This window comes from Streptomyces sp. NBC_01485, from assembly GCF_036227125.1.
GTDB lineage: Bacteria > Actinomycetota > Actinomycetes > Streptomycetales > Streptomycetaceae > Streptomyces.
Genome location: NZ_CP109435.1, coordinates 4,263,067 through 4,284,296, shown reverse-complemented (window position 1 = coordinate 4,284,296; position 21,230 = coordinate 4,263,067). Strand labels below are relative to the sequence as shown.

Genomic DNA, 21,230 nt, shown 5'->3' with positions numbered 1-21,230 from the left:
ATGGAACTCTCGGACCTGAACGCCGCCCTGGGCGACCCGCTCCTCGAATCGATGACCTTCCTCAACGAGGTCGCGGGCCGCCACCCGGACGCGGTGTCCTTCGCCGCCGGACGCCCCACCGAGGACTTCTTCGACGTCCGCGACCTCACCCGCCACCTGCACCGCTACCAGGAGTTCCTCTCCTCGCAGCCGGGCCTCAGCGACCACGACGTCATGCGGACGCTGTTCCAGTACGGGCGGACCAAGGGGGTCATCCACGAGCTGGTCGCCCGTCATCTGGCGGTGGACGAGGACATCGACGCGGACCCCGAGTCGATCGTGATCACGGTCGGGGCGCAGGAGGCCATGTATCTGGCGCTGCGCGTGCTGTGCCGCGACGAACGGGACGTGGCGCTGGCCGTCTCGCCCACGTACATGGGCTTCAGCGGCGCGGCCAAGCTGGTCGGGATGCCCGTTCTGCGGGTGGCGTCCGGCGACCTCGGGGTCGACTTCGACGATCTGCGGGCCCGGCTGCGCGAGGCACGGGCACGCGGTCTGCGCCCCCGCTGCCTCTACGTGGTGCCGGACTTCTCCAACCCCACCGGCATCTCCCTCGACCTCGCCACCCGCCGGCGCCTGATCGAGGTGGCCGAGGACGAGGACATCCTGCTCATCGAGGACAACCCGTACGGCCTGTTCACCGGGACCGGCCACGGGGAGCGCCTGCCGACGCTGAAGGCCCTGGACCGTACCCAACGCGTGCTCTACCTGGGCTCGTTCGCCAAGACGACCCTCCCCGGCGCCCGGGTCGGGTTCATGGTCGCCGACCAGCGGGTGACCTCGGGCGGCGGGGCGGCGGGCGGCGGGGCGGCCGGGTACCTCGCCGACGAACTGGCGAAGATCAAGAGCATGGTGACGGTGAACACGTCACCGCTCGCCCAGGCCGTGGTGGCCGGCCAGCTCCTGGAGCACGACTACAGCCTGGTCCGGGCGAACGCGGGCGCGATCGGCGTCTACCGGCGCAACCTGGACCTGGTCCTGAACGGGCTACGGTCCCGCTTCGCCCAGGACGGCTCCCAGGACAGCTCCCAGGACAGCGACGTGCGGCGGATCCACTGGAACACCCCGACCGGCGGGTTCTTCGTCGTCCTCACGCTGCCCTTCCCCGCCGACGAGGCGCTGCTCGAACGCTCCGCCCGCGAGCACGGCGTGCTGTGGACGCCGATGCGGCACTTCTACGACGGCGCGGGCGGCGGCGAGAACCAACTCCGCCTCTCCTGCAGCCTGTTGACGCCGGAGGAGATCGAAACCGGCCTGGACCGACTGGCGGACCTGCTGACGCGACGCCTGTCCGAACTGAACCTGGCCCGACCGGTGGGGCTTCCCGCGTAGCGGGCCGGCCCCCCGGGGCACCGGCTCGTACGGCTCGTACGGCTCGTACGGCTCAACCGGTGTGTCCGAACTGGCCGTTGACGAACAGCAGGCCCCGGCCGCCGTCGCGGTGTACGCCGTCCGCGTGGGCGGCGTCCAGCACCGTACCGATGAAGATCGTGTGGTCGCCGAAGGAGTGCGCGGCGGTGAGTTCGCACTCCACCCAGGCCAGCGACCCGGCCAGCAGCGGTGCCCCGGTGCGCTCGCCGGGCCGCCACTCCACGCCGTCGAACTGCGCGGCGCCCAGCGGCCGGCCCTTGTCGGCGAAGTGCCGGGCGAGGCCCTCCTGACCGGCGCCGAGGATGTTGACGGCGAACCGGCCGGCGGAGGTGAGCGCCCGGTGCATCACCGCACCGTGCCCCACACTGCACAGCACCGAGGGCGGTGCGAGCGACACCGAGGTGAAGGCGTTCGCCGTCATGGCGTGCAACTGCTCCGTGCCCACGGTGATCACCGTCACGCCGGTGGCGAAGCGGGACATCACTTCCCTGAAGTTCAAGCCACGTTCTCCGAAATGCGTCCGAATGCGTCCGAATGCGTTGGGGCAGGCCCGGAGAGGACTACTCCGCGACGTCGACGGCGACGGCGTCGGTGCCGCCGTCGGACGTCATGGCGGCGACCAGGCTGGCGGGACGCATGTCCGTCCAGTTGTCCTCGACGTAGGACAGACAGTTCGGGCGGTCGTCCGGCCCGAAGACCGAGGTCCACCCCGCGGGCACGTCGGCGAAGACCGGCCACAGGGAGTGCTGGCCTTCATCGTTCACGAGCACCTGGTACTGCGCGCTCTCGTCTTCGAAGGGATTGCTCACTGAAGTCTCTTTCTCTTCCGGTGGGCGTTACGGGCCACGTCCATACGGGCCACGTCCATGCGGCCCAACTCTCCGCCCGGCAACGCCTGGAGGCATCGGTATTGACCACCGTTACGTCCGGGCCATGCCGTTCGTCAGACCACGCCGTTCGTCAGGCCATGACCGCGCGGCGCCCGGCCGGCCGGTCCGAGGTGATCACCGCACGGTCCCGCCGGGCCGCCCACGCGGCGACATGGGCGCGGGACCGCAGGCCCAGCGTGGTGCGGATGTTGCGGATGTGGGTCTCCACGGTGCGCACCGACAGATACAGCCGCGCGGCGATCTGCCGGTTGGTCAGGCCCTTCGCCACCAGGTCGATCACATCCCACTCCCGTCTGCTCAGCGGGTCGCCGCCACCGCCCGGGGCGGCGGCCGGTTCCCGCCGGATCCGCAGCGCGTACTCCACGGCCCGCCGGGGTTCCATCTCGCGGCCGGACTCGATGGCCGCGTCCGCCTTGGCCCTCGGCAGCGCGTCCAGCGCCGCCGCCCGGGCCGCCTCGGCGCTGCGCCGCCACAGCAGGGTCATCACGAACGGTTCGGACTCGCCGACCGTCCCGGCCGCCGCGAACAGCCGCAGCCCCCGCTCGAACTTCCCGGCCCGCACCGAGGCGACGGCCAGGCCTTCGAGCGAGCAGGCGGCGCCGTCGGGGTGACAGGTGTTGTCCAGGCACTCGGCGAACCGCGCCTCCGCCGTCGGGAGGTCGCCCCGCGCCAGGGCGAGCATCCCGGAGGTGTGCAGAACCATCCGCCGCAGAGCGGGAGTTCCCTCCGCCATCAGCACGGGGAGGGCCTGGCCGACCAGTCCCGCCGCCTGGTCCAGGTCGCCCCGGCCCAGCAGTTGCCGGGCGAGGAGGTTCAGGCAGAACGCGGTCATGAGCCCGTCGTCCAGCCCCCGGCTGAGCTCCAGGCACTCCCGCAGATCCTCGACGGCGCTCTCGTCGCCGTGCAGTTCCTTGACGATGCTCAGGATCAGCAACGCCCGCCCGAGCAGGTGGACTTGGCGGGCCTCGCGGGCGAGTGCCACGCCCTGCCGCGCCATGTGCACGGCTTCCCCGGGGTCCCCGCGCCAGCCGGCGAGCAGGGCGGCCGCGCCGAGGGCGATGCCGCGATGGCCCGACCGCGGGTCGGTGCGCTCCAGCGCGCCGGACAGCAGCACGAGGGTGTCCGCCGACGTCCCCCGGTGGATGCCGACCACGGCCAGCGCCCCGGCGAGCAGGAGCTGACGCTCGTCGTCGCCCTCGCTGAGCCACTCCAGCGCGTGCGTGAGGTTGTCGCGTTCGCGCGCCAGCCGCCGCACGGTGTCCACCGGCGCGAGCGCCGTCTCCTGGACCGGACCGGCCAGCCCGGTCAGCCAGCCGACCAGCCGGCCGTACGTCCGGGTCGCCTCGCCCTCGGCGAGCAGCCGCTCGTGGCCGTAACACTGGACGGACTCCAGCATCCGGAACCGGGTGGACCCCGCCCGGTCATGACACGGCGTGATCAGCGACTTGGCCGCGAGACCGGCCAGCAGCTCCAGCGCGGTCACCGTGGGGACGCCGTCGTCCGCGGCGACGGCCGCGGCGGCATCCGGCCCGAACCCGCCCGGCAGCACCGACAACGCCCGGAACAGCGACTGCTCCACGGGCGTGAGCAGTTCGTAGCCCCATTCGAGGGCCGCCCGCAGGCTCTGGTGCCGCGGGTCGGCGGTGCGCCAGCCGTTGGTCAGCAGGGACAGCCGGTCGTCCAGCCGGTCGTGTATCTCGGCCAGCGGCAGCGCCCGCACCAGCCGGGCCGCGAGCTCCAGGGCCAGCGGCAGCCCGTCGAGCCTCGCGCAGATCGTGCCGATGCGCGCCGCGTTGTCCTCGGTGAGCTGGAACTCCGGTGCGACGGCACGCGCCCGGTCGACGAACAGGCGTACCGCGTCCGAGCGCAGCGAGTCGGTGAACGACCCGTCGGCGTCCGGATCGGGCAGCCCGAGACCGCCGACCGGGTAGACCGTCTCGCCCGGCAGCCGCAGCGGCTCCCGGCTGGTGGCCAGCACCCGCAGCCCCGGCTGCCGGGACAGCAGCTCGCCGAGGACCAGACCGCAGTCGTCGAGGACGTGCTCGCAGTTGTCCAGCACCAGCAGCCGGTCGCCGCCCGCGGCGAACGGGGTGCCCGGCGGATCCGTGATCGACGCCGCCGTGTCGCCGACCCCGACTCCGCCCGCCGCCACCGTGATCCGCTGCCGTGCGACCTCGCCCCTGATCACCGCGCCCAGTTCCACGAGCACGGCCTCGCTGCGCCCGCCGCGGTGCTCCTGGGCGGCGAGTTCGACCGCGAGGCGGGTCTTGCCCACTCCGGCGGGGCCGGTCAGCGTCAGTACCCGTGTGGTACGTAACAGCCGTCCCAGCTCGACGAGTTCCTCGGTCCGGCCGACGAAGCTGCTCAGCCGCTCCGGGAGCCCGGTGGAGTCCGACGTGTTCATTCCGTCGCCCTTGAGCCGCCGGCGGTACGCGCGTTGTCGGCAGGCGTTCGAGCAGTACTTGGAAGACGTTTTCCGGTTACCGCTGTTGGTGCTGTGAATCGCGTCACCGCAGAAGTCACAGAGCGACGAGGGCGCGCTGGCCGAAGGCATCAAGGGTTCCTTTACACGCGTCAGACATAGTGCCGCGCCGGCCCGATTCGCCGAATCGTTTCGGCTGGCCGGAGGCCTGCTCCATACGACAACTGCACTGTGTGGCACCCGACTTGGCCGCATCTTGCCCGCGTCTTGTCTGCCGCTTGTCTGCTTCTTGTCCCCGCTTTTCGGCCGGATCGCGGATGGTGGGAGCACCGTGTTCTCCGAGGCGATGAAGTTGAAGCGTGGGACAATATGACGGCGACGGGGGCCGCTTTTTGCGGGTGGGGAGCGCGGTCGTCCACGGTCGGCCGCAGGGGTGACCTGAAGGGGGTCGGGCGGGGGCCGCTGCTGCTCCGCGCCCTTACTTTGCATGGCTATCAGCGACGAACCAGAACCCTCGGACGAAGCCGGGGCGGAGCAAGAGGCCGGGGCGGCACACGAAGCCGGGGCGGGGCAAGAGACCGGGGCGGGGCACGAGTTCAGTCTGCTCGGTCCGCTCACCGTCCGGAGAGCGGGCTTACCGCTCGATCCGGGTCCGCGCAAACGCCGGGTGCTGCTGATCCGCCTCCTCATGGAGAACGGCCGGCCCGTGCGCATGGACCGGCTGTGCGAGGACCTGTGGGACGGCCGCCCGCCGCCCAGCGCCGTGTCGTCGGTCCACGCCCACATCAGCAGACTGCGCTCCTTACTGGAACCGGGACGCGGCGCCCGCGCCCGCTCCGGCGTCCTGGTCGGCGGTCCGAACGGGTATGCCCTGCGGATCCCTCCGGAGGCCCGGGACACCGTGCGCTTCGAGCGGTCCCTGAGCCGTGGCAGGCGGCTGCTGTCGGCCGGCGACGCCCACGGCGCCCGCACGGAGATCGAGCGGGCGCTGCTCATGTGGCGCGGCGCGGCCCTCGCCGACGCCGCCGACCACGCGTTCGCCGTCCCGGAGATCGCCCGGCTGGACGACGTACGGCTCGCCGCACAGCAGGTCCGCGTCAACGCGCTGATCGAGGCGGGCGAGACCGAGCAGGCGGTCGTCGCGGCGGAGGAACTCACGGCGGCCACCCACCTGCGGGAGACGGCCTGGGCCCTGCTGATCCGCGCCCTGTACCTGTCCGGGCGCACCCCCGAGGCACTCCAGCGGTACGAGCGGTTCCGCGCCCTCCTCGCCGAGGACTTCGGCCTCGAACCGGGCCCCGAACTGCGCGCCATACAACTGGCGATCCTCCGCCACGACACCTCCGCCCTGGAACCGGCCGTACGCCACATCGCACCGACGGCCTCCGCACCCGCCGCCGCCCCGGACCCGCCGCCGCAGCCGGACGGCGAACCGCCTGGCCCGGACAGCCCGCCGAACGAACCACTGGACGGTGAGGTGGGTGGTGGGGTGGACGGTGGGGTGGGCGTCGCGGCCCCCCTGCCCTATGCCGAGGCGCGCCCTGCCCAACTGCCGGGCGATCTCGCGGCGTTCACCGGTCGGCGGGCCGAACTCGCCCGCGTGTTCGCGCTGTTGCCCGACGACGGCAGACCCACCGCCCCCGTGGTGATCAGCGCGATCGACGGCATGGCGGGCATCGGCAAGACCACGCTCGCCGTCCACCTGGCCCACCGGGTCGCCCACCGCTTCCCCGACGGCCAACTCTTCGTCGACCTGCGCGGGTTCGGCCCCGAGGGCTCCGCCGTGGCCCCGGCCGAGGCGGTGCGCGGCTTCCTGGACGCGTTCGGGGTGCCGCCGCAGCGGATCCCGGCCGGGCTCGACGCGCAGGCCGCCCTCTACCGCAGCCTCGTCGTGAACCGACGGGTGCTGGTGGTGCTGGACAACGCCCGCGACGCCGAACAGGTCCGCCCGCTGCTGCCCGGCGCACCCGGCTGCCTGGTCCTGATCACCAGCCGCAACCACCTCCAGGGCCTGGTCGCCGCCAACGGCGCCCATCCCCTCACCCTCGGCCTGCTCACCATCAACGAGGCCCGCGACACCCTGATCAACCGGCTCGGCGCCGACCGGGTCGCGGCGGAACCACGGGCGGTGGCGGAGATCATCTCCCTGTGCTCGCGGCTGCCCCTGGCGCTGGCCATCGTCGCCGCCCACGCGGTGGCGCATCCCACCTTCTCCCTGGCCTCCACCGCCGCCGTACTGCGGCAGTCGCACGGCAGCCTCGACTCGTTCGAGGACATGGACGCGGTGAGCAACGTACGGACCGTGTTCTCCTGGTCCTACCGTGCGCTCAGCCCGGCCGCCGCGCGCCTCTTCCGGCTGCTCGCGCTGCACCCCGGCCCCGACGTGTCCCGGGCCGCGGCGGCGGGCCTCGCCGGCCTCTCCGTGGCTCGACTCCGCCCGCTGCTCGCCGAACTGACGGGTGCTCATCTCCTCATCCACCACCGTCCGTGCCGTTACGTCTTCCACGACCTGCTGCGGGCCTACGCCGGTGAACTCCTGGAAGCCGAGGAATCCGAGGACGAGCGCCGCGCCGCCCTCGACCGGATGCTCGGCCACTATCTGCACACCGCCCACGGCGGCGCCCGACTCATCGCGTCCCACCGGGAGGATCCGCACCCCGGGCCGGTCGGCGAGGGGGTCACGCCGGAGGAACTGGGCGACCACCGCGGTGCGTTGGACTGGTTCGCCGCCGAGCACGCCGTGATCATGGCGGTGGTCGGGAAGGCCGTCGACACCGGCTTCGACTCATACGTCTGGCAACTCGCCTGGGCGATGCAGCCCTACTTCGACCGGCGGGGGCACTGGTACGACCAGATAGCCGTCCAGCTCATCGCCCTGGCGGCCACGCGACGCAAGGGCGGTCCGGCCGAACAGGCCAGGATCCACCGCGATCTCGGCGGCGCGTACGCCCAGTTGAACCGGTTCGACAACGCCCGCGCCCACCTCGACGACGCCCTCCTGCTGTACACGGCGATCGGCAACTGCGCCGCGCAGGGCCGGGTGCGGCTCAGCCTCACCTTCACCCTGCACCGGCAGGGCCGCGACCGGGAGGCGCTGGGCCAGGCGCAGCAGGCCCTCGCGCTGTACCAGGCCGCCGGGCACCGTCCGGGGGCGGCCGAGAGCCTGGCCGCGATCGGCTGGTGCCACACCATGCTCGGGGATCACGAACAGGCCATCGCCTCCTGCCGGCTCGCCCTGCCGCTGCTGCGGGAACTGGACCACGTCAGGGGGCAGGCAGGCGCCTGGAACACCATGGGCCACGCCCACCACTGCCTCGGGAACGGCCAGAGCGCCGTGACCTGCTACGAACAGGCCGTCTCCCGCTACCGTTTCCTCAAGGACAGCCCGAACGAGGCCGGCACCCTCGTCCGCCTCGGCGACGCCCTCCGCGCGGCCGACGACCCGGAGGCGGCCCGGACGGCCTGGCAGCAGGCCCTGGTCCTGCTGGAGGAACTCGACCGGTCCGACGCCTACGAGGTCCGCGCCCGCCTCGCCCGCCTCGCCCGCCTCGACCACCCCGGACCGGACACCGACGACCACCACGACCCGTCCGCCGCCTCCACCCCGCACGCCTGAGGCCGCACCGGCCCCGCACCCGGCCCCACCTCGCCGCACCGATCCCCCTCCGCCGCCAGCCTCCGCCTGCCGCTCAAGGATCGGTGCGGCGGGCCCCCGGCGCCATCGGTGGTGCCCGCAGTTACACCGACTCCGTGGAACTGTGACACTTTCCACCCGGAGTGTCACAGTTCTGGCGCTACGTCCCCCTCCCCCCTCCCCTTGCGGGGGGCGTCACCGTCCGTAACGCCGCCAGGTCGGTGCAATTCATGCGAATGAGGCGCATGGTCGGGAACCTCTGTGCGACGGGGGGTTTCGGGGCCGGTCAGGCGTTCGTCGGATCCCACTCGGATGGTGGGTTTGGCGCGGACGTCACTGCTCCCCGGGAGTGAATGCCGCTGGCATACGCAAACCTCACCTTTGCTGTCCATATGTGCACGTCGAGCCGCCTTCTTGCCCTTCGCATATGCGGAAGGCAAGCATGTCGGCGCGGTTACGCGTGCCCCTTTTGGGGCGAATGAGGTGTTATGGCAATCGACCTGAAGCAGACCGCCATCGATCCGGACAATCCCGAGATCCCGCCGACCCGCAACACGCGAGAGGCCCTGAGGAAGGCCCTGGGCGACCTCCAGGGGAACATCCTCAAGAGCCACGGGCGCGACAACAGCCGCCACCTGTTCATCACCTTCAAGACCGACACCCCCGAGCGGCGGAAGCAGGCCCGGCAGTGGCTGGCCGAGATGGTCGCCGCCGACCGGGTCACCTCGGCCCTCCAGCAGTGGGACGAGGCGAAGAAGTACCGGGAGCTGCAGGACACGCTGGACGCGAACGGCGCGATCACGGCGAAGGACCACCGGGCGCTGCTGGAGTCCGCCAGCGACCCCTTCGTGGGCGTGCTGCTGTCGTCCGACGGCTACCGGGACCTGCGGCTCGGCGACGAGAACACGCCCGACGACCCGTCCTTCGTCGCCGGGGCCAAGGACCGGGCGGCCTTCCTCAACGACCCGCCCGTGGAGAAGTGGGAAGGGACGTTCCAGAAGACGCTGCACGCCCTGGTGATCGTCGCCGACGACGTCGAGCAGCGGCTGGAGGGCCTCGTCGCCGATCTGAAGGAGGAGCTCACCGCGCTCGGGGCCGTGCTCGGCGAGGAGACCGGCGCCGCCATGCGCCTGGGCGCGGACGGCAAGCCGGACCCCAAGGCGCCCGTGCGCGAGCACTTCGGCTTCGTCGACGGCATCAGCCAGCCCCTGTTCTTCGCCCGCGACATCGCCGGCGCGCGGACCCGGCAGGGCGGCATCGACCAGTACGACCCCAGCGCGCCCCTCGGCCAGGTGCTCGTCCCGGACCCGGGCGGCGACGACTCCGCCTACGGCTCGTACTTCGTGTACCGCAAGCTGGAGCAGAACGTGCAGGGCTTCCGCGACGACGAGAAGCTCCTCGCCGCCGAGATCGCCCGGCACGCCCACCCGAAGTCGGACCCCACGGCGGAGGACGTCGCGCTGGCCGGGGCGTACATGGTGGGCCGGTTCAAGGACGGCACGCCGGTGGTGGACCGGGAGGTGGCAGGCCTGGGCGACCAGCCGAACAACTTCACCTTCGACGCCGACGTCGACGGCGTGCGCTGCCCGTTCACGGCGCACGTCCGCAAGACGAACCCGCGCGGCGACAAGCAGCGCCAGTTCGGGGTGCCGGTCACCCAGGAGCGGACGCAGCGGATCGCCCGCCGGGGCATCAGCTTCGGCAGGGTGACGCTGGAGCCGGGCCAGGACGAGAAGGTCGGGCTGCTGTTCCTGTGCGCGCAGAGCAGCATCGCCGACCAGTTCGAGTTCATCCAGGCGGCCTGGTCGAACAACGAGGTCTTCCTGCGGGGCGGCAGCGGCCTCGACCCGGTGATCGGCACGCTGAAGGACGGCCAGAAACGCGAGGACGCCGTCGAACAGCGCTGGCCGAAGCAGTACGGGTCGCGCAACGAGCTGGACTTCAGCACGTTCCCGCCGCCGGTGGTCGACTTCTTCTTCAAGAAGCGCGTCGGCCAGTGGACGTTCATGCGGGGCGGCGAGTACTTCTTCGTGCCGAGCCTCAGCGCCCTGAAGTCGTTCCGCGACGTGGTGGAGGACTGACGGTGCCCGATCTCCGTTCCGCCGTGAACGACCTGGCCCGCAGCCTCAGCGGCTACGTCTGCGAGCCGGGCAGCGCCGAGTACGCGAAGGTCGTCGCCATCGACAACGGCCGTACCCGCACGCCCCCGGCGTACGTCGTACGCGCCAACTCGGAACTCGACGTCTTCCTGGCGATCGAGTTCGCGCAGCAGACCGGACTGCCCATGACGGTGCGCGGCGGCGGTCACAGCGCCGCCGGGTACTGCCTGAACCGGGGCGGGATCGTCCTGGACCTCGGGCTGATGAAGGGCATGCGGCTCGACGAGGAACAGCGGCGGCTCACCGTGCAGATGGGCGCCACCTGGGCCGACGTGTACCAGTTCGTCGCCGACAGCGGCACCTCGCTGATCCCGATCGGCGGCGGCTGTCTCACCGTGGGCCTGCCCGGGTTCCTCCAGGGCGGCGGCTACAGCTTCGTCTCCCGCTCGTACGGGCTCGGCAGCGACAACGTCGTCCAGATCAAGCTCGTCGACGCGACCGGCCTGACCCGCGTCCTGGCCGCCGACTCCCTCGACCCCGACGACCGCGACCTGTTCTGGGCCTGCCGGGGCGGCGGCGGGGGCAACTTCGGCGTCGCCGTCGAGATGACCCTGCAACTGCACCAGCCGGCCGCGAGGACCGTGCTCGGCGGCGGGCTCTCCTTCCCGCTGGCGCGCGCCGAGGAGGTCATCGCCACGTACGACGCGTGGGCGAAGGCCGCCCCGCGCGCGATGGCCGCCTACGGGTACGTCGGCCACGACGTGGACCCGGCCGAGCCCACCCGGAAGATCCCCTCGTTCCGGATCACGCCGGTCTTCAACGGCGAGTACGCGGAGGGCGTCGAGCAGCTCAAGGAGATGCTCAGGCTCGAACCGTTCGACGTACGGCTGTACTCGATGCCGCTGCCGACGCTGGAGGCCACCATCGGCCGGTCCACGCTGGTCGGCGACCGGCTGGCCTACATCCGCTCGGGGATGATCGGCGACCTCGGCTGGAAGCCGGAGATGATCAGGTCCGTCCAGCAGATGATGGCGACCGCGCCCTCACCCGACAGCTTCGTGGTGTGGACCCACGGCCGGGGCCGGGTGAACGACGAGGACCTGCGCGGCCAGGGCCCCTACCCGCACCGCGACAAGCGCTACGTCTTCGAGCTCAAGGCCATCTGGAACGACCCGGCGCGGACCCGGGCCAACGTCGAGTGGGCCTACGACTTCGGCGAGGCGCTGAGCGCCGAGTTCCACGGCGCCTACGTCAACTACATCGACCCGCTCCAGACGGGCTGGGCCACGGCCTACTACGGCGACAACCTGGACAAGCTCAAGCGGATCAAGAAGGTCGCCGATCCCACGGGCTTCTTCCGCTTCCAGCAGTCCGTCGACTCGGCGTTCGAGCCGGACGTCTCCCGCCCGCTGGACCTCAGCCCCCTCAACCGCACCCTCGTCTGACCCCTCCGCACACACCGCATCCACCGCACGGGAGTACCCGTATGTCCGAAGGCGCCCCGCCCTTCACCCCGAAACACATCTTCACCGAGCTGTCCGTCCGCCTCACCGGCTTCGACCGGGCGGAGCTGGCCGGCACCGGCATGATCGACACCTACTACGACACACTGCTGCGGATCATCGGCGAGCGCGAGGCCGGGCAGCTGTTCCGGTACGCCGACGAAGCCCTCACCGACGACCGGCGGGACGGCGACGGCGACCGCGACGACGCCCTCAGGGCGAAGGTCATCGAGAACCCGCGCTTCGCACCGATCGCCGTCAGCCTCATCAAGCTCTGGTACCTGGGCAGTTGGTATCCGCTGGCCGGTGACTACCGCGACGAGAACGGCTCGACCGCGGACGACGTCGAGCACGTCGTCTCCGCCCAGGGCTACCGCGAGGGCCTGGTGTGGACCGCCGCAGGCGCCCACCCGATGGGCGCCAAGCCACCGGGCTTCGGCTCATGGTCCGAGCCGCCGACCCTGATCTCTTGATTCCTTGATCTCCTGATCTGCCGAGCCGCGAGGAAGCGACGAGTCATGAGCAGCAACCCCCCTTCCCCCGAGCACGACCCCGAGCACGACGCCGCGCACGACCCCGACCCCGACTACGACATCGTCTTCGTCGGCGGCGGCATCGCCACGGCGACCGTCGCCAAGACGGTCATCGAGAAGGCCGCCGCCCAGACCCCGCCCGCGTACCCCCGGATCCTCATCCTGGAGGCCGGCCGGGCCACGGCGATGAGCGCCGACAAGTACGACACCTACGTCGAGGCGTACCAAGAGGCGCTCGTCAAGGTGCCCAACTCCCCGTATCCGGCGAGCAGTTCGGCACCGCAGCCGGACGTGCTCGACATCGCCAGGGTGCCCAGCGACCAGGGGTACTTCGTCCAGCAGGGCCCGCTGCCCTTCGGCAGCGACTACGCCCGCTCGCTCGGCGGCACCACCCTGCACTGGCTCGGCACCTGTCTGCGGATGCTCCCCAACGACTTCCGGCTGCGCACGAAGTACGGGCGGGCGGTCGACTGGCCGCTGGAGTACGCGGACCTGAAGCCGTACTACGAGCGCGCCGAGTGGGACATCATCGGCGTCTCGGCGAACGTGGACCACCAGTACTACCCGATCGAGAACGTCGGCGAGTACTTCAAGTCTCCCGACCCGAAGAAGATGCGGGACGGGAAGTACATCTTCCCGATGGAGGAGATCCCCTCCAGCTACCTCGACACCTACCTGGCCAAGCTGTCCGCCGGACTGACCGTCAGCCTGAAGGACGACGCCGACCACACCCACACCTTCCCCGTCAAGGTCAGCAACACCCCGGTGGCCCGCAACTCCACCCCGACCAGGCCGGATTACGAGGTCGTGGGCGCCGTCGGCAACGCCGAGCAGGGCACCCGCTGCGAGGGCAACTCCAGTTGCATCCCGATCTGTCCGGCCCAGGCCAAGTACAACGCGCTCAAGACCCTGTACGAGTTGATCGTCAAGTACCCCGACCGGCCCCTGCGGCCGGACGAGAAGCCCCGGGCCGCCGTCACCGTGCGCAGCCAGTCGGTCGTCACGAACGTCGAGCACACGCAGGAGAAGGGCACGACGGGCACGGTCACCGGCCTCACGTACAAGACGTACTACGAGGACGGCACCCCGGCGGAGCGGCGCTCGGTGACCGCGCGCACCTACGTCCTGGCCGCCAACGCCATCGAGAACGCCACCCTGCTGCTCGCCTCCGGCGCCGCCGACAACAGCGGCCAGGTCGGCCGGAACCTGATGGACCATCCGCTGCTGCTCACCTGGGGCCTGCTCAAGGACGACGCGGGCGCCTACCGGGGCCCAGGGTCCACGTCCGGCATCCCCGCGTTCCGGGACGGCGACTTCCGCAAGGAGCGCACCGCGTTCCGGGTCGAGATCGGCAACTGGGGCTGGAACTTCCCGGAGAACGCCCCGTACGACACCGTCCACGACCTGGTCGGCGGGGGCACCGACGGGCAGGCCCAGATGTGGGGCAAGGAGCTGCGCGGGTCGCTCGGCGCCATCGTGCCCCGGCAGTTCCGGATCGCCTGGGAGCTGGAACAGGACCCCGAGTCGACCAACCGCGTCACCGTGGACGACCGTTACCGCGACCGGCTGGGCAAGCACCGCCCGGTCATCCACTACGACCTCTCGGACTACGTGAAGGCGGCGCTGCCCTGGGCGGCGGAGGCCGGCAAGCAGTTCTTCGCGGCGCTGGGCATCGCCGAGCCCGTCCGGCGGCCCGTCTACGCGCCCGGCGACTACACCCACTACGACGCGAACGACCCGGCGGCCGTGGAGTACGAGGGGGTGACGTACTGGGTGCGCGGCGCGGGGCACGTCGTCGGCACCCACCGGATGGGCGACGACCCGTGGAAGTCGGTCGTCGACACCCATCAGCGCAGCCACGACCTGCCCAACCTCTATGTCGTCGGCTGCGGCAGCATGCCGACGCTGGGCACCTCCAACCCGACGCTCACCATGACCGCGCTGGCCATCCGCACCGGCGACCACATCGCGGAGAACCTGGGCAAGGCCGAGGCGGAGAACCCGAGCAGCAGGAAGGCGGACCAGAAGTGACCGACCCGAAAAGGATCGTCAGCCTCGACGAGCTGAAGGCCGCCCTCCAACTGGCCATCGGCCTGGAGCTCAGCACCATCCCCGTCTATCTCACCGGGCTCTACTCCATCAAGGAGGGCACCAACACCGAGGCGGTGCAGACGATCCGCAGCGTGGTCATGGAGGAGATGCTCCACATGACCCTCGCGGCGAACGTCCTCAACGCGCTCAAGGCGGTGCCGAGCCCCGAGCCCGTCACCTTCCGGGGCAAGCAGATCAGCCCGATCCCGGTCTACCCGCTCGACAGCCCGCTGATCGCCGGCATCGGCACGCTCAAGCTGCGCCCGCTCTCCCCGCAGGCCGTGGCCGGGTACGTCGACATCGAGCACCCGCTGCACGGCGCGGCCAAGATCTCCGAGATCCCCATGGGCTCGTGCGTCTACGCCACCATCGGCGAGTTCTACGAGGCGGTCCTCACCGCCCTGGCCGACCCGGCCGTCTGCCCGGACTCGGCCTTCGAGCACCGCAACCAGGTGCCGGCCAGCCAGTACTACGGCGGCGCCGGGTACGTGATCGAGGTGAAGGACCGCGACACCGCCCGGAAGGCGATCCAGAAGATCATCGACGAGGGCGAGGGCCTGGACCCGGCGAAGCTGGGGAAGACGGCCAAGACCGTCACCGACGACGACAAGCTGCGCAACGGCTGGCAGATGTACTCCCACTACGTCCGCTTCCGCGAACTCCAGTCGGGCCGCCGTTTCCGCAGTACCCAACTGGCCAACCAGGAGCCCGAGGGCGCGTTGGTGCTGGTCGACTACGACGCCGTCCACCCGGCGCGGCACGTCGCGATCAACGGCGACACCGTGGGCGGCCCCGAGGGCGCCGCGCTCAGCGAGTTCGACCTCGCCTACACACGGCTCGTCGACGACCTCTACCTGGCCTTCTCGGGGCAGAAGAAGAAGGTCCCGGACAAGCTCGAGGACAAGGGCGTCGCCCTCAGGCCCGCACTGCCGATCGCCGTCCACGGCATGTACGGGCTGAAGAACATGGCCGTCGCGCTGATGCGCACCCCGAGCCCGGCCCACCCGGGCCAGACACTGTGCCCCCGGTTCTTCTACGCGTCGACGCAGGACGCCCGGGACAAGCTGCGGGAAGGCATCGACCACATGAGGGAGCAGAGCCGGTGATCTCCATCGTCACGAAGTGGTGGCACGTCGAGGGCAGGCGGGAGGAGGCGATCACCGCGCTGCGCGAACTGGTCCTGCAGACCGAGAAGTACGAGCCCGACACCTACATGTACTGCCTGCACACCTCGATCGTGGAGGGCTCGCTCCCGCCGCCCACGGACAACGAGATCATCTTCCTCGGCGCCTGGAAGGACCGCCAGGCCTTCGACGACCACCGCACCGGCCCGGTCTTCACGACCTGGCTGGACACCAACCTCGACCTGTTCGTGCAGAACGGCGGCAAGCTCTACGTCAGCGCGGAGTTCGCCGACCGCTTCGCGGGCTTCATCCGCCCGGAAGCCGTCGGCTGACGGCCTGAGCGGGTGCGCGGGAGGCGGGGCGATCCCCGGTCGTGCCGCCTCCGGCGACGTCAGCCACGCATGTCGATCACCTCCCGGACGATACTGGGCCGCGTGAAACGCCTCAGGGGAAGGTCCGGGATCCGGCGGGCGGTGTGGGCGTACGTCCGCGGCGCGCCCGGCACCTACGTGTGGCTGGCGATCCTGTTCTTCACCACGGTCGCCCTGCACCACATGTCCCCGGACTTCGAACAGGAGTTCCTGCGGCAGCGGTCCACCAACATCCGTGAGCTGTCCCGGCACCCGGTGCGGGTGCTCGTCGCGAGCGCGATGTGGATCGACGGCGGCCACTGGCTGCCGTACGTGGCGCTGTACTCCGTCTTCCACGCCCAGTCGGAACGATGGCTCGGGACCGCCCGCTGGCTGGCGGTGTGCGCCGCCGCGCACGTGCTCGCGACGCTGATCAGCCAGGGCGTGCTGGCGTGGGCGATCCGGGACGGGCTCGCGCCACAGTCGTCGGTCAACACCCTTGACGTGGGCGTGAGTTACGCGCTGGCAGGGGTCGTGGGGGTGCTCGTGTACCGCATCCCCTCCCCGTGGCGGTACGCGTATCTCGTGGTCGTCCTCGTCGTCTACACCCTCCCGCTGACCACCGCTCCGACCTTCACCGACGTCGGCCACTTCGTCTCCCTGCTCATCGGCCTGGCCTGCTACCCGCTGGCCGGAGGGCGCGCGAGAACACGGGATCCGGAGCGGACAGCGGTCGCGCCGCCGGGTTAACGTCCGCCCATGAGCGGTGTGACGCCCGGCGTCGTGAACGGCGGTATCTCCTTCTGGTACGCGGACGACGGCCTCCCGGCGGTGCGGGAGCCGCTCGCCGGTGCCGCGTCCGCCGACGTCGTGATCGTCGGCGGCGGATACACCGGCCTGTGGACGGCGTACTACCTGAAGAAGGCGGCCCCCGGCCTCGCCGTCACCGTCCTGGAGCAGCGGTTCTGCGGCTACGGCGCCTCCGGGCGCAACGGCGGCTGGCTGTACAACGGCATCGCCGGCCGCGACCGGTACGCCGCCCTGCACGGCCACGAGGCCGCCGTACGGCTCCAGCGGGCGATGAACGAGACGGTGGACGAAATCGTCCGGGCGGCGGAGGCGGAGGGCATCGACGCCGACGTCCACCGGGGCGGAGTCCTGGAGGTCGCCCGGACCCCCGCGCAACTGTCCCGCCTGAAGGACTTCCACGCGCACGAACTGTCGTACGGAGAGCAGGACCGCGAGCTGTACGGCGCCCGCGAGACCGCCGAGCGGGTGCGGGTCGCGGGCGCCGTCGGGTCGAGCTGGACCCCGCACGGCGCGCGCGTGCACCCGGCGAAACTGGTGAAGGGGCTGGCGGCGGCCGTCGAGGCGCTGGGGGTGACGATCCACGAGTCGACCCCGGTGACGGAGATCGCCGCCGGGCGCGCCGTGACGCCGTACGGGACCGTACGCGCGCCCTACGTGCTGCGCTGCACGGAGGGTTTCACGGCCGCGCTGAAGGGCGAGAAGCGGACCTGGCTGCCCATGAACTCCTCGATGATCGCCACCGAACCGCTCACGGAGGAACAGTGGGCGGCCGTCGGCTGGCAGGGGCGCGAGGCGCTCGGCGACATGGCGCACGCCTACATGTACGCCCAGCGCACGGCCGACGGCCGCATCGCGCTCGGCGGACGCGGAGTCCCGTACCGCTTCGGCTCCCGCACGGACAACGACGGCCGGACCCGGCCCGAGACGATCCGCGCGCTGCGCGAGATCCTCGTCGCCTTCTTCCCGGCGCTGGCCGGGGTGCGCGTGGAACACGCCTGGTCAGGGGTGCTGGGCGTGCCGCGCGACTGGTGCGCGACGGTCACCCTGGACCGGGCCACCGGCCTCGGCTGGGCAGGCGGCTACGTCGGCTCGGGCGTCGCCACGGCCAACCTCGCGGCCCGCACCCTGCGCGACCTGGTCCGACTCGACTCCGGCCAGGGCGCGCCCACCGACCTGACCACCCTCCCCTGGGTCGGCCACAAGGTCCGCGCCTGGGAACCGGAACCGCTGCGCTGGCTGGGCGTGCGGGCCATGTACGCCGCCTACCGCACGGCGGACCGCCGCGAGACGGAGCGGCACGCGGCCGGCTCGTCCCGGCTGGCACGGATCGCGGACCGGGTGGCGGGGCGGTAGGGCGTTTCAGGCAGGGGCGCAGGGGCGCAGGGGCTCAGGTCGCCGGTTCCGGTACGGGGGCCCTGGCCGGGACGTCGTGTCTCGGGGGTTTGGCCGTGACCATCAGGCCCGCGACCAGGCCGGCCAGCAGCATGATGCCGGCGGCCCACCAGATGGCGACCGTGTAGCCGTGCACCGTGCCCTCCGCCGCGACCTGGGCCTTGCGGGCGGCGGTGCCGGAGCCGGTCAGATGGGCCGCGATGTATGCGGTGCTGCTGGTGGTGGCGATCGTGTTGAGCAGGGACGTGCCGATGGAGCCGCCCACCTGCTGCGAGGTGTTGACGGTGGCGGAGGTGACGCCGGCGTCGTACGGGGCGACCCCGGCGGTGGCCGTGGCGAAGACCGGCATGAAGGTCAGGCCCATGCCGAGGCCCATCAGGAGCAGCGCGGGCAGGATCTCGGTGGTGTAGGAGGAGTGCACCGTGATCTGCGTGAGGATCACCATGCCGCCCGAGGCGAGGAGCATGCCCGGCACCATCAGCATGCGCGGCGCCACACGGTTCATCAGCCGCGCCGAGATCTGGGTGGAGCCGGTGATGATCGCGAGGGTGAGGGGGAGGAAGGCGAGGCCCGTCTTCACGGGGGAGTAGCCGAGGATGACCTGGAGGTAGTAGGTCATGAACAGGAACAGGCCGAACATGCCGATGACGGCCAGGCCCATGGTCAGGAAGCAGCCCGCGCGGTTGCGGTCCCTGACGATGTGCAGCGGCAGCAGCGGCACCCGGGCCTTGGTCTGCCACCAGACGAACACGGTGAGCAGCGCCACCCCGCCCACCAGGAGCCCCAGCACCACGGGATCGCTCCAGCCGCGCGGCTGCGCCTCGCTGAAGCCGTAGACGATCGCGACCAGGCCGCCGCAGCCCAGCACCACGCCGGGCACGTCGAGGCGGGCGCCCGCGTGGCCGGGCCGGTCGTGCAGCAGGGCGAACGCGCCGAAGACGGCCACGACGGCGATGGGCACGTTCACGTACAGGCACCAGCGCCAGTTCAGGTACTCCGTCAGCAGACCGCCGACGATGAAGCCGAGCGCGGCGCCGCTGCCGGCGAGCGCGCCGTAGATGCCGAAGGCCTTGCCGCGTTCTCTGGGGTCGGTGAACGTCGTCGTCAGGAGGCTCAGCGCCGAAGGCGCGAGCACGGCCGCGAAGACGCCCTGGAGGGCGCGGGCGCCGAACAGCATGCCCGGGTTGACGGCCGCTCCGCCGAGCGCGGACGCGGCGGCGAAGCCGATCAGCCCGAAAATGAACGTGCGCTTGCGTCCCAGCAGGTCGGCGACCCGGCCGCCGAGCAGCAGCAGGCCGCCGAAGGCGAGGGTGTAGGCGGTGATCACCCACTGGCGGTTGGCGTCGGACATGCCCAGGTCCTGTTGCGCGGAAGGCAGCGCGATGTTCACGATCGTCGCGTCCAGGACGACCATGAGCTGGGCGAGGGCGATGATCACGAGGCCCCACCAGCGGCGGGGATCGGGTTCGGTGTCGGCGGAGGGTTCACCTGTCCGGGTGACACTCATTGAGACAGAAGACCATGAATCGGCACGAATCGCATCCCCGTGGCATCCCCGTGTCCTCCCTGGTGCCTGGTGCCTGGGGGCTGGGGGCTGGGGTGGGGGACCCGGGGGTGGAGGGGGGATTGTCAGTGGTGGGGTGCAGCATGGGGGGTATGGCGAGGCGAGCGAGTGGTGAGGTCAGGGTCGGGGCGGGGGCCAGGGTGGTGAAGGGCGCGAAGCGTCCGGAGGTGCGGCTGCCCGCGCTGGAGCCGTACGGGGGCGGGGAGCTGGAGCCCGACGGGGACTACGACGGTGTGGAGTTCCGCGAGCTGGACCTCGCCGGGCAGGACGGCGGGGGCGCCCGTTTCATGGACTGCGCCCTGAGAGGCTGCGCGCTGGACGAGACCCGGTTGCGTCACGCCCGCTTCCTCGACTCGTCCCTCACCGGCATCCGGGGCGTCGGCACGAACCTGGCGGAGGCTACCCTGCGGGACGTCGAGCTGGTCGACGCCCGGCTGGGCGGTACGCAGTTGTACGGCGCCGTCCTGGAACGGGTGGTGATCCGCGGCGGCAAGATCGACTACCTGAACCTGCGCCAGGCGCGGCTGCGGGACGTCGTCTTCGAGGCCTGCGTCCTGGTCGAACCGGACTTCGGCGGCGCCCGCCTGGAACGCGTCGAGTTCATCGACTGCGCCCTGAAGTCCGCCGACCTCACCGCGGCGACCCTGACGGACGTGGACCTGCGCGGAGTGACGGAACTGGGCATCGCGGGCGGTGTGGACCGCCTGTCGGGCGCGGTGATCAGCACGGCCCAACTCCTGGACCTGGCACCGGTGTTGGCGGGGGAGCTGGGGATCAGGGTGGAGGGCTGAGAAGGGGAGGGGGCTGCGAGCTGAAGGGAGGGGCTGACGGGCCGGAGGCAGGGCGGGACGGGCCGGCCGGAGTCTTACTTCAGCCGGGGAAACTTCGCCTGCAACGTCCAGATCGCCGGGTTCTCCCCCAGGTCGTCGTGCAGGTCGGTCAGGTCGGCGAGGAGGTCGTGCAGGAAGTCGCGGGCCTCGCGGCGGAGTTCGGCGTGGGAGAAGGTGAGCGCGGGCTCCTCCACCCGCATCCAGTCGGCCTCGATCTCCACCCAGCCGAAGCGGCGCTCGAAGACCATGCGGTCGGTGGACTCGGTGAAGTCCAGTTCGGCGTACTGGGGGCGGGAGGCGCGGGAGCCCGCCGGGTCCTGGTCGATCCGCTCCACGATGTCGCACAGCGCCCACGCGAAGTCCAGCACCGGCACCCATCCCCAGGCTGTGGACACCTCGCGGTCGGCCTTCGTGTCGGCGAGGTAGACGTCGCCGCAGAACAGGTCGTGGCGCAGGGTGCGGACGTCCGCGCGGCGGTAGTCCGTCTGCGGCGGGTCCGGGAAGCGGTTGGAGAGGGCGTAGCCGATATCGAGCACGTAGGCGATGGTGTCACGCCCCTGCGCCCGGCCCCGACGCCGC

16 protein-coding genes are annotated in these 21,230 nt (G+C 71.3%); 11 read left to right on the top strand and 5 right to left on the bottom strand.

All coding sequences use genetic code 11. The features are described 5' to 3' along the window. Positions 1-1,371 (top strand): aminotransferase-like domain-containing protein, encoded by a 1,371-nt coding sequence (locus OG352_RS19560; RefSeq protein WP_329218542.1) that lies wholly within the window; start codon positions 1-3, stop codon positions 1,369-1,371. A 52-nt stretch (positions 1,372-1,423) separates the two neighbouring features. Here OG352_RS19560 and OG352_RS19555 read toward each other — a convergent pair whose 3' ends face one another. The 3 genes from OG352_RS19555 to OG352_RS19545 all read right to left on the bottom strand — a co-directional run bounded on the left by OG352_RS19555 (position 1,424) and on the right by OG352_RS19545 (position 4,704). Next, positions 1,424-1,891 carry a flavin reductase family protein gene (locus OG352_RS19555; RefSeq protein ID WP_329223891.1) on the bottom strand — a complete coding sequence of 156 codons (468 nt, stop codon included), beginning with the start codon at positions 1,889-1,891 and terminating at the stop codon, positions 1,424-1,426. Between the two features lie 79 nt (positions 1,892-1,970). Further along, a complete protein-coding gene (locus OG352_RS19550) occupies positions 1,971-2,219 on the bottom strand; it encodes an MbtH family protein (protein ID WP_329218541.1) in 249 nt (82 codons plus the stop codon). A 151-nt stretch (positions 2,220-2,370) separates the two neighbouring features. Then, positions 2,371-4,704 (bottom strand): ATP-binding protein, encoded by a 2,334-nt coding sequence (locus OG352_RS19545; RefSeq protein ID WP_329218539.1) that lies wholly within the window; start codon positions 4,702-4,704, stop codon positions 2,371-2,373. Between the two features lie 505 nt (positions 4,705-5,209). On the opposite strand from OG352_RS19545, the gene OG352_RS19540 reads away from it, so the two are divergent. From OG352_RS19540 to OG352_RS19500, 9 genes are all read left to right on the top strand, one after another. Then, positions 5,210-8,338: an AfsR/SARP family transcriptional regulator gene (locus OG352_RS19540; protein WP_329218537.1), complete on the top strand. Its 3,129-nt coding sequence runs from the start codon at positions 5,210-5,212 to the stop codon at positions 8,336-8,338. 506 nt (positions 8,339-8,844) lie between these two features. Then, positions 8,845-10,437 carry a Dyp-type peroxidase gene (locus tag OG352_RS19535; RefSeq protein WP_329218535.1) on the top strand — a complete coding sequence of 531 codons (1,593 nt, stop codon included), beginning with the start codon at positions 8,845-8,847 and terminating at the stop codon, positions 10,435-10,437. Between the two features lie 2 nt (positions 10,438-10,439). Beyond that, complete coding sequence (locus OG352_RS19530) at positions 10,440-11,900, top strand: FAD-binding oxidoreductase (RefSeq protein ID WP_329218533.1); 1,461 nt, start codon at positions 10,440-10,442, stop codon at positions 11,898-11,900. 41 nt (positions 11,901-11,941) lie between these two features. After that, complete coding sequence (locus OG352_RS19525) at positions 11,942-12,430, top strand: hypothetical protein (RefSeq protein WP_329218531.1); 489 nt, start codon at positions 11,942-11,944, stop codon at positions 12,428-12,430. 45 nt (positions 12,431-12,475) lie between these two features. Continuing rightward, on the top strand, positions 12,476-14,521 hold the full coding sequence (locus tag OG352_RS19520) for a GMC family oxidoreductase (RefSeq protein WP_329218528.1): 2,046 nt from the start codon (positions 12,476-12,478) through the stop codon (positions 14,519-14,521). Continuing rightward, complete coding sequence (locus OG352_RS19515) at positions 14,518-15,687, top strand: ferritin-like domain-containing protein (protein ID WP_329218526.1); 1,170 nt, start codon at positions 14,518-14,520, stop codon at positions 15,685-15,687. Before OG352_RS19520 ends, OG352_RS19515 begins: the two co-directional genes overlap by 4 nt. Next, a complete protein-coding gene (locus tag OG352_RS19510; protein WP_329218525.1) occupies positions 15,684-16,037 on the top strand; it encodes a putative quinol monooxygenase in 354 nt (117 codons plus the stop codon). The genes OG352_RS19515 and OG352_RS19510 overlap by 4 nt, the downstream gene beginning before the upstream one ends. A 69-nt stretch (positions 16,038-16,106) precedes the next feature. Beyond that, on the top strand, positions 16,107-16,805 hold the full coding sequence (locus tag OG352_RS19505; RefSeq protein WP_329218523.1) for a rhomboid-like protein: 699 nt from the start codon (positions 16,107-16,109) through the stop codon (positions 16,803-16,805). Positions 16,806-16,814: 9 nt separating this feature from the next. Then, complete coding sequence (locus OG352_RS19500; protein WP_329218521.1) at positions 16,815-18,218, top strand: NAD(P)/FAD-dependent oxidoreductase; 1,404 nt, start codon at positions 16,815-16,817, stop codon at positions 18,216-18,218. Positions 18,219-18,252: 34 nt separating this feature from the next. Here the strand turns inward: OG352_RS19500 and OG352_RS19495 are convergent, their stop codons facing one another. Further along, positions 18,253-19,764, bottom strand: coding sequence for an MFS transporter (locus tag OG352_RS19495; RefSeq protein ID WP_329218519.1), 1,512 nt, complete (start codon positions 19,762-19,764; stop codon positions 18,253-18,255). 149 nt (positions 19,765-19,913) lie between these two features. On the opposite strand from OG352_RS19495, the gene OG352_RS19490 reads away from it, so the two are divergent. Next, positions 19,914-20,612, top strand: coding sequence for a pentapeptide repeat-containing protein (locus OG352_RS19490; RefSeq protein WP_329218517.1), 699 nt, complete (start codon positions 19,914-19,916; stop codon positions 20,610-20,612). A 74-nt stretch (positions 20,613-20,686) separates the two neighbouring features. On the opposite strand, the gene OG352_RS19485 is transcribed toward OG352_RS19490, so the two are convergent. Continuing rightward, complete coding sequence (locus OG352_RS19485; RefSeq protein WP_329223890.1) at positions 20,687-21,187, bottom strand: hypothetical protein; 501 nt, start codon at positions 21,185-21,187, stop codon at positions 20,687-20,689. Positions 21,188-21,230 lie beyond the last annotated feature (43 nt).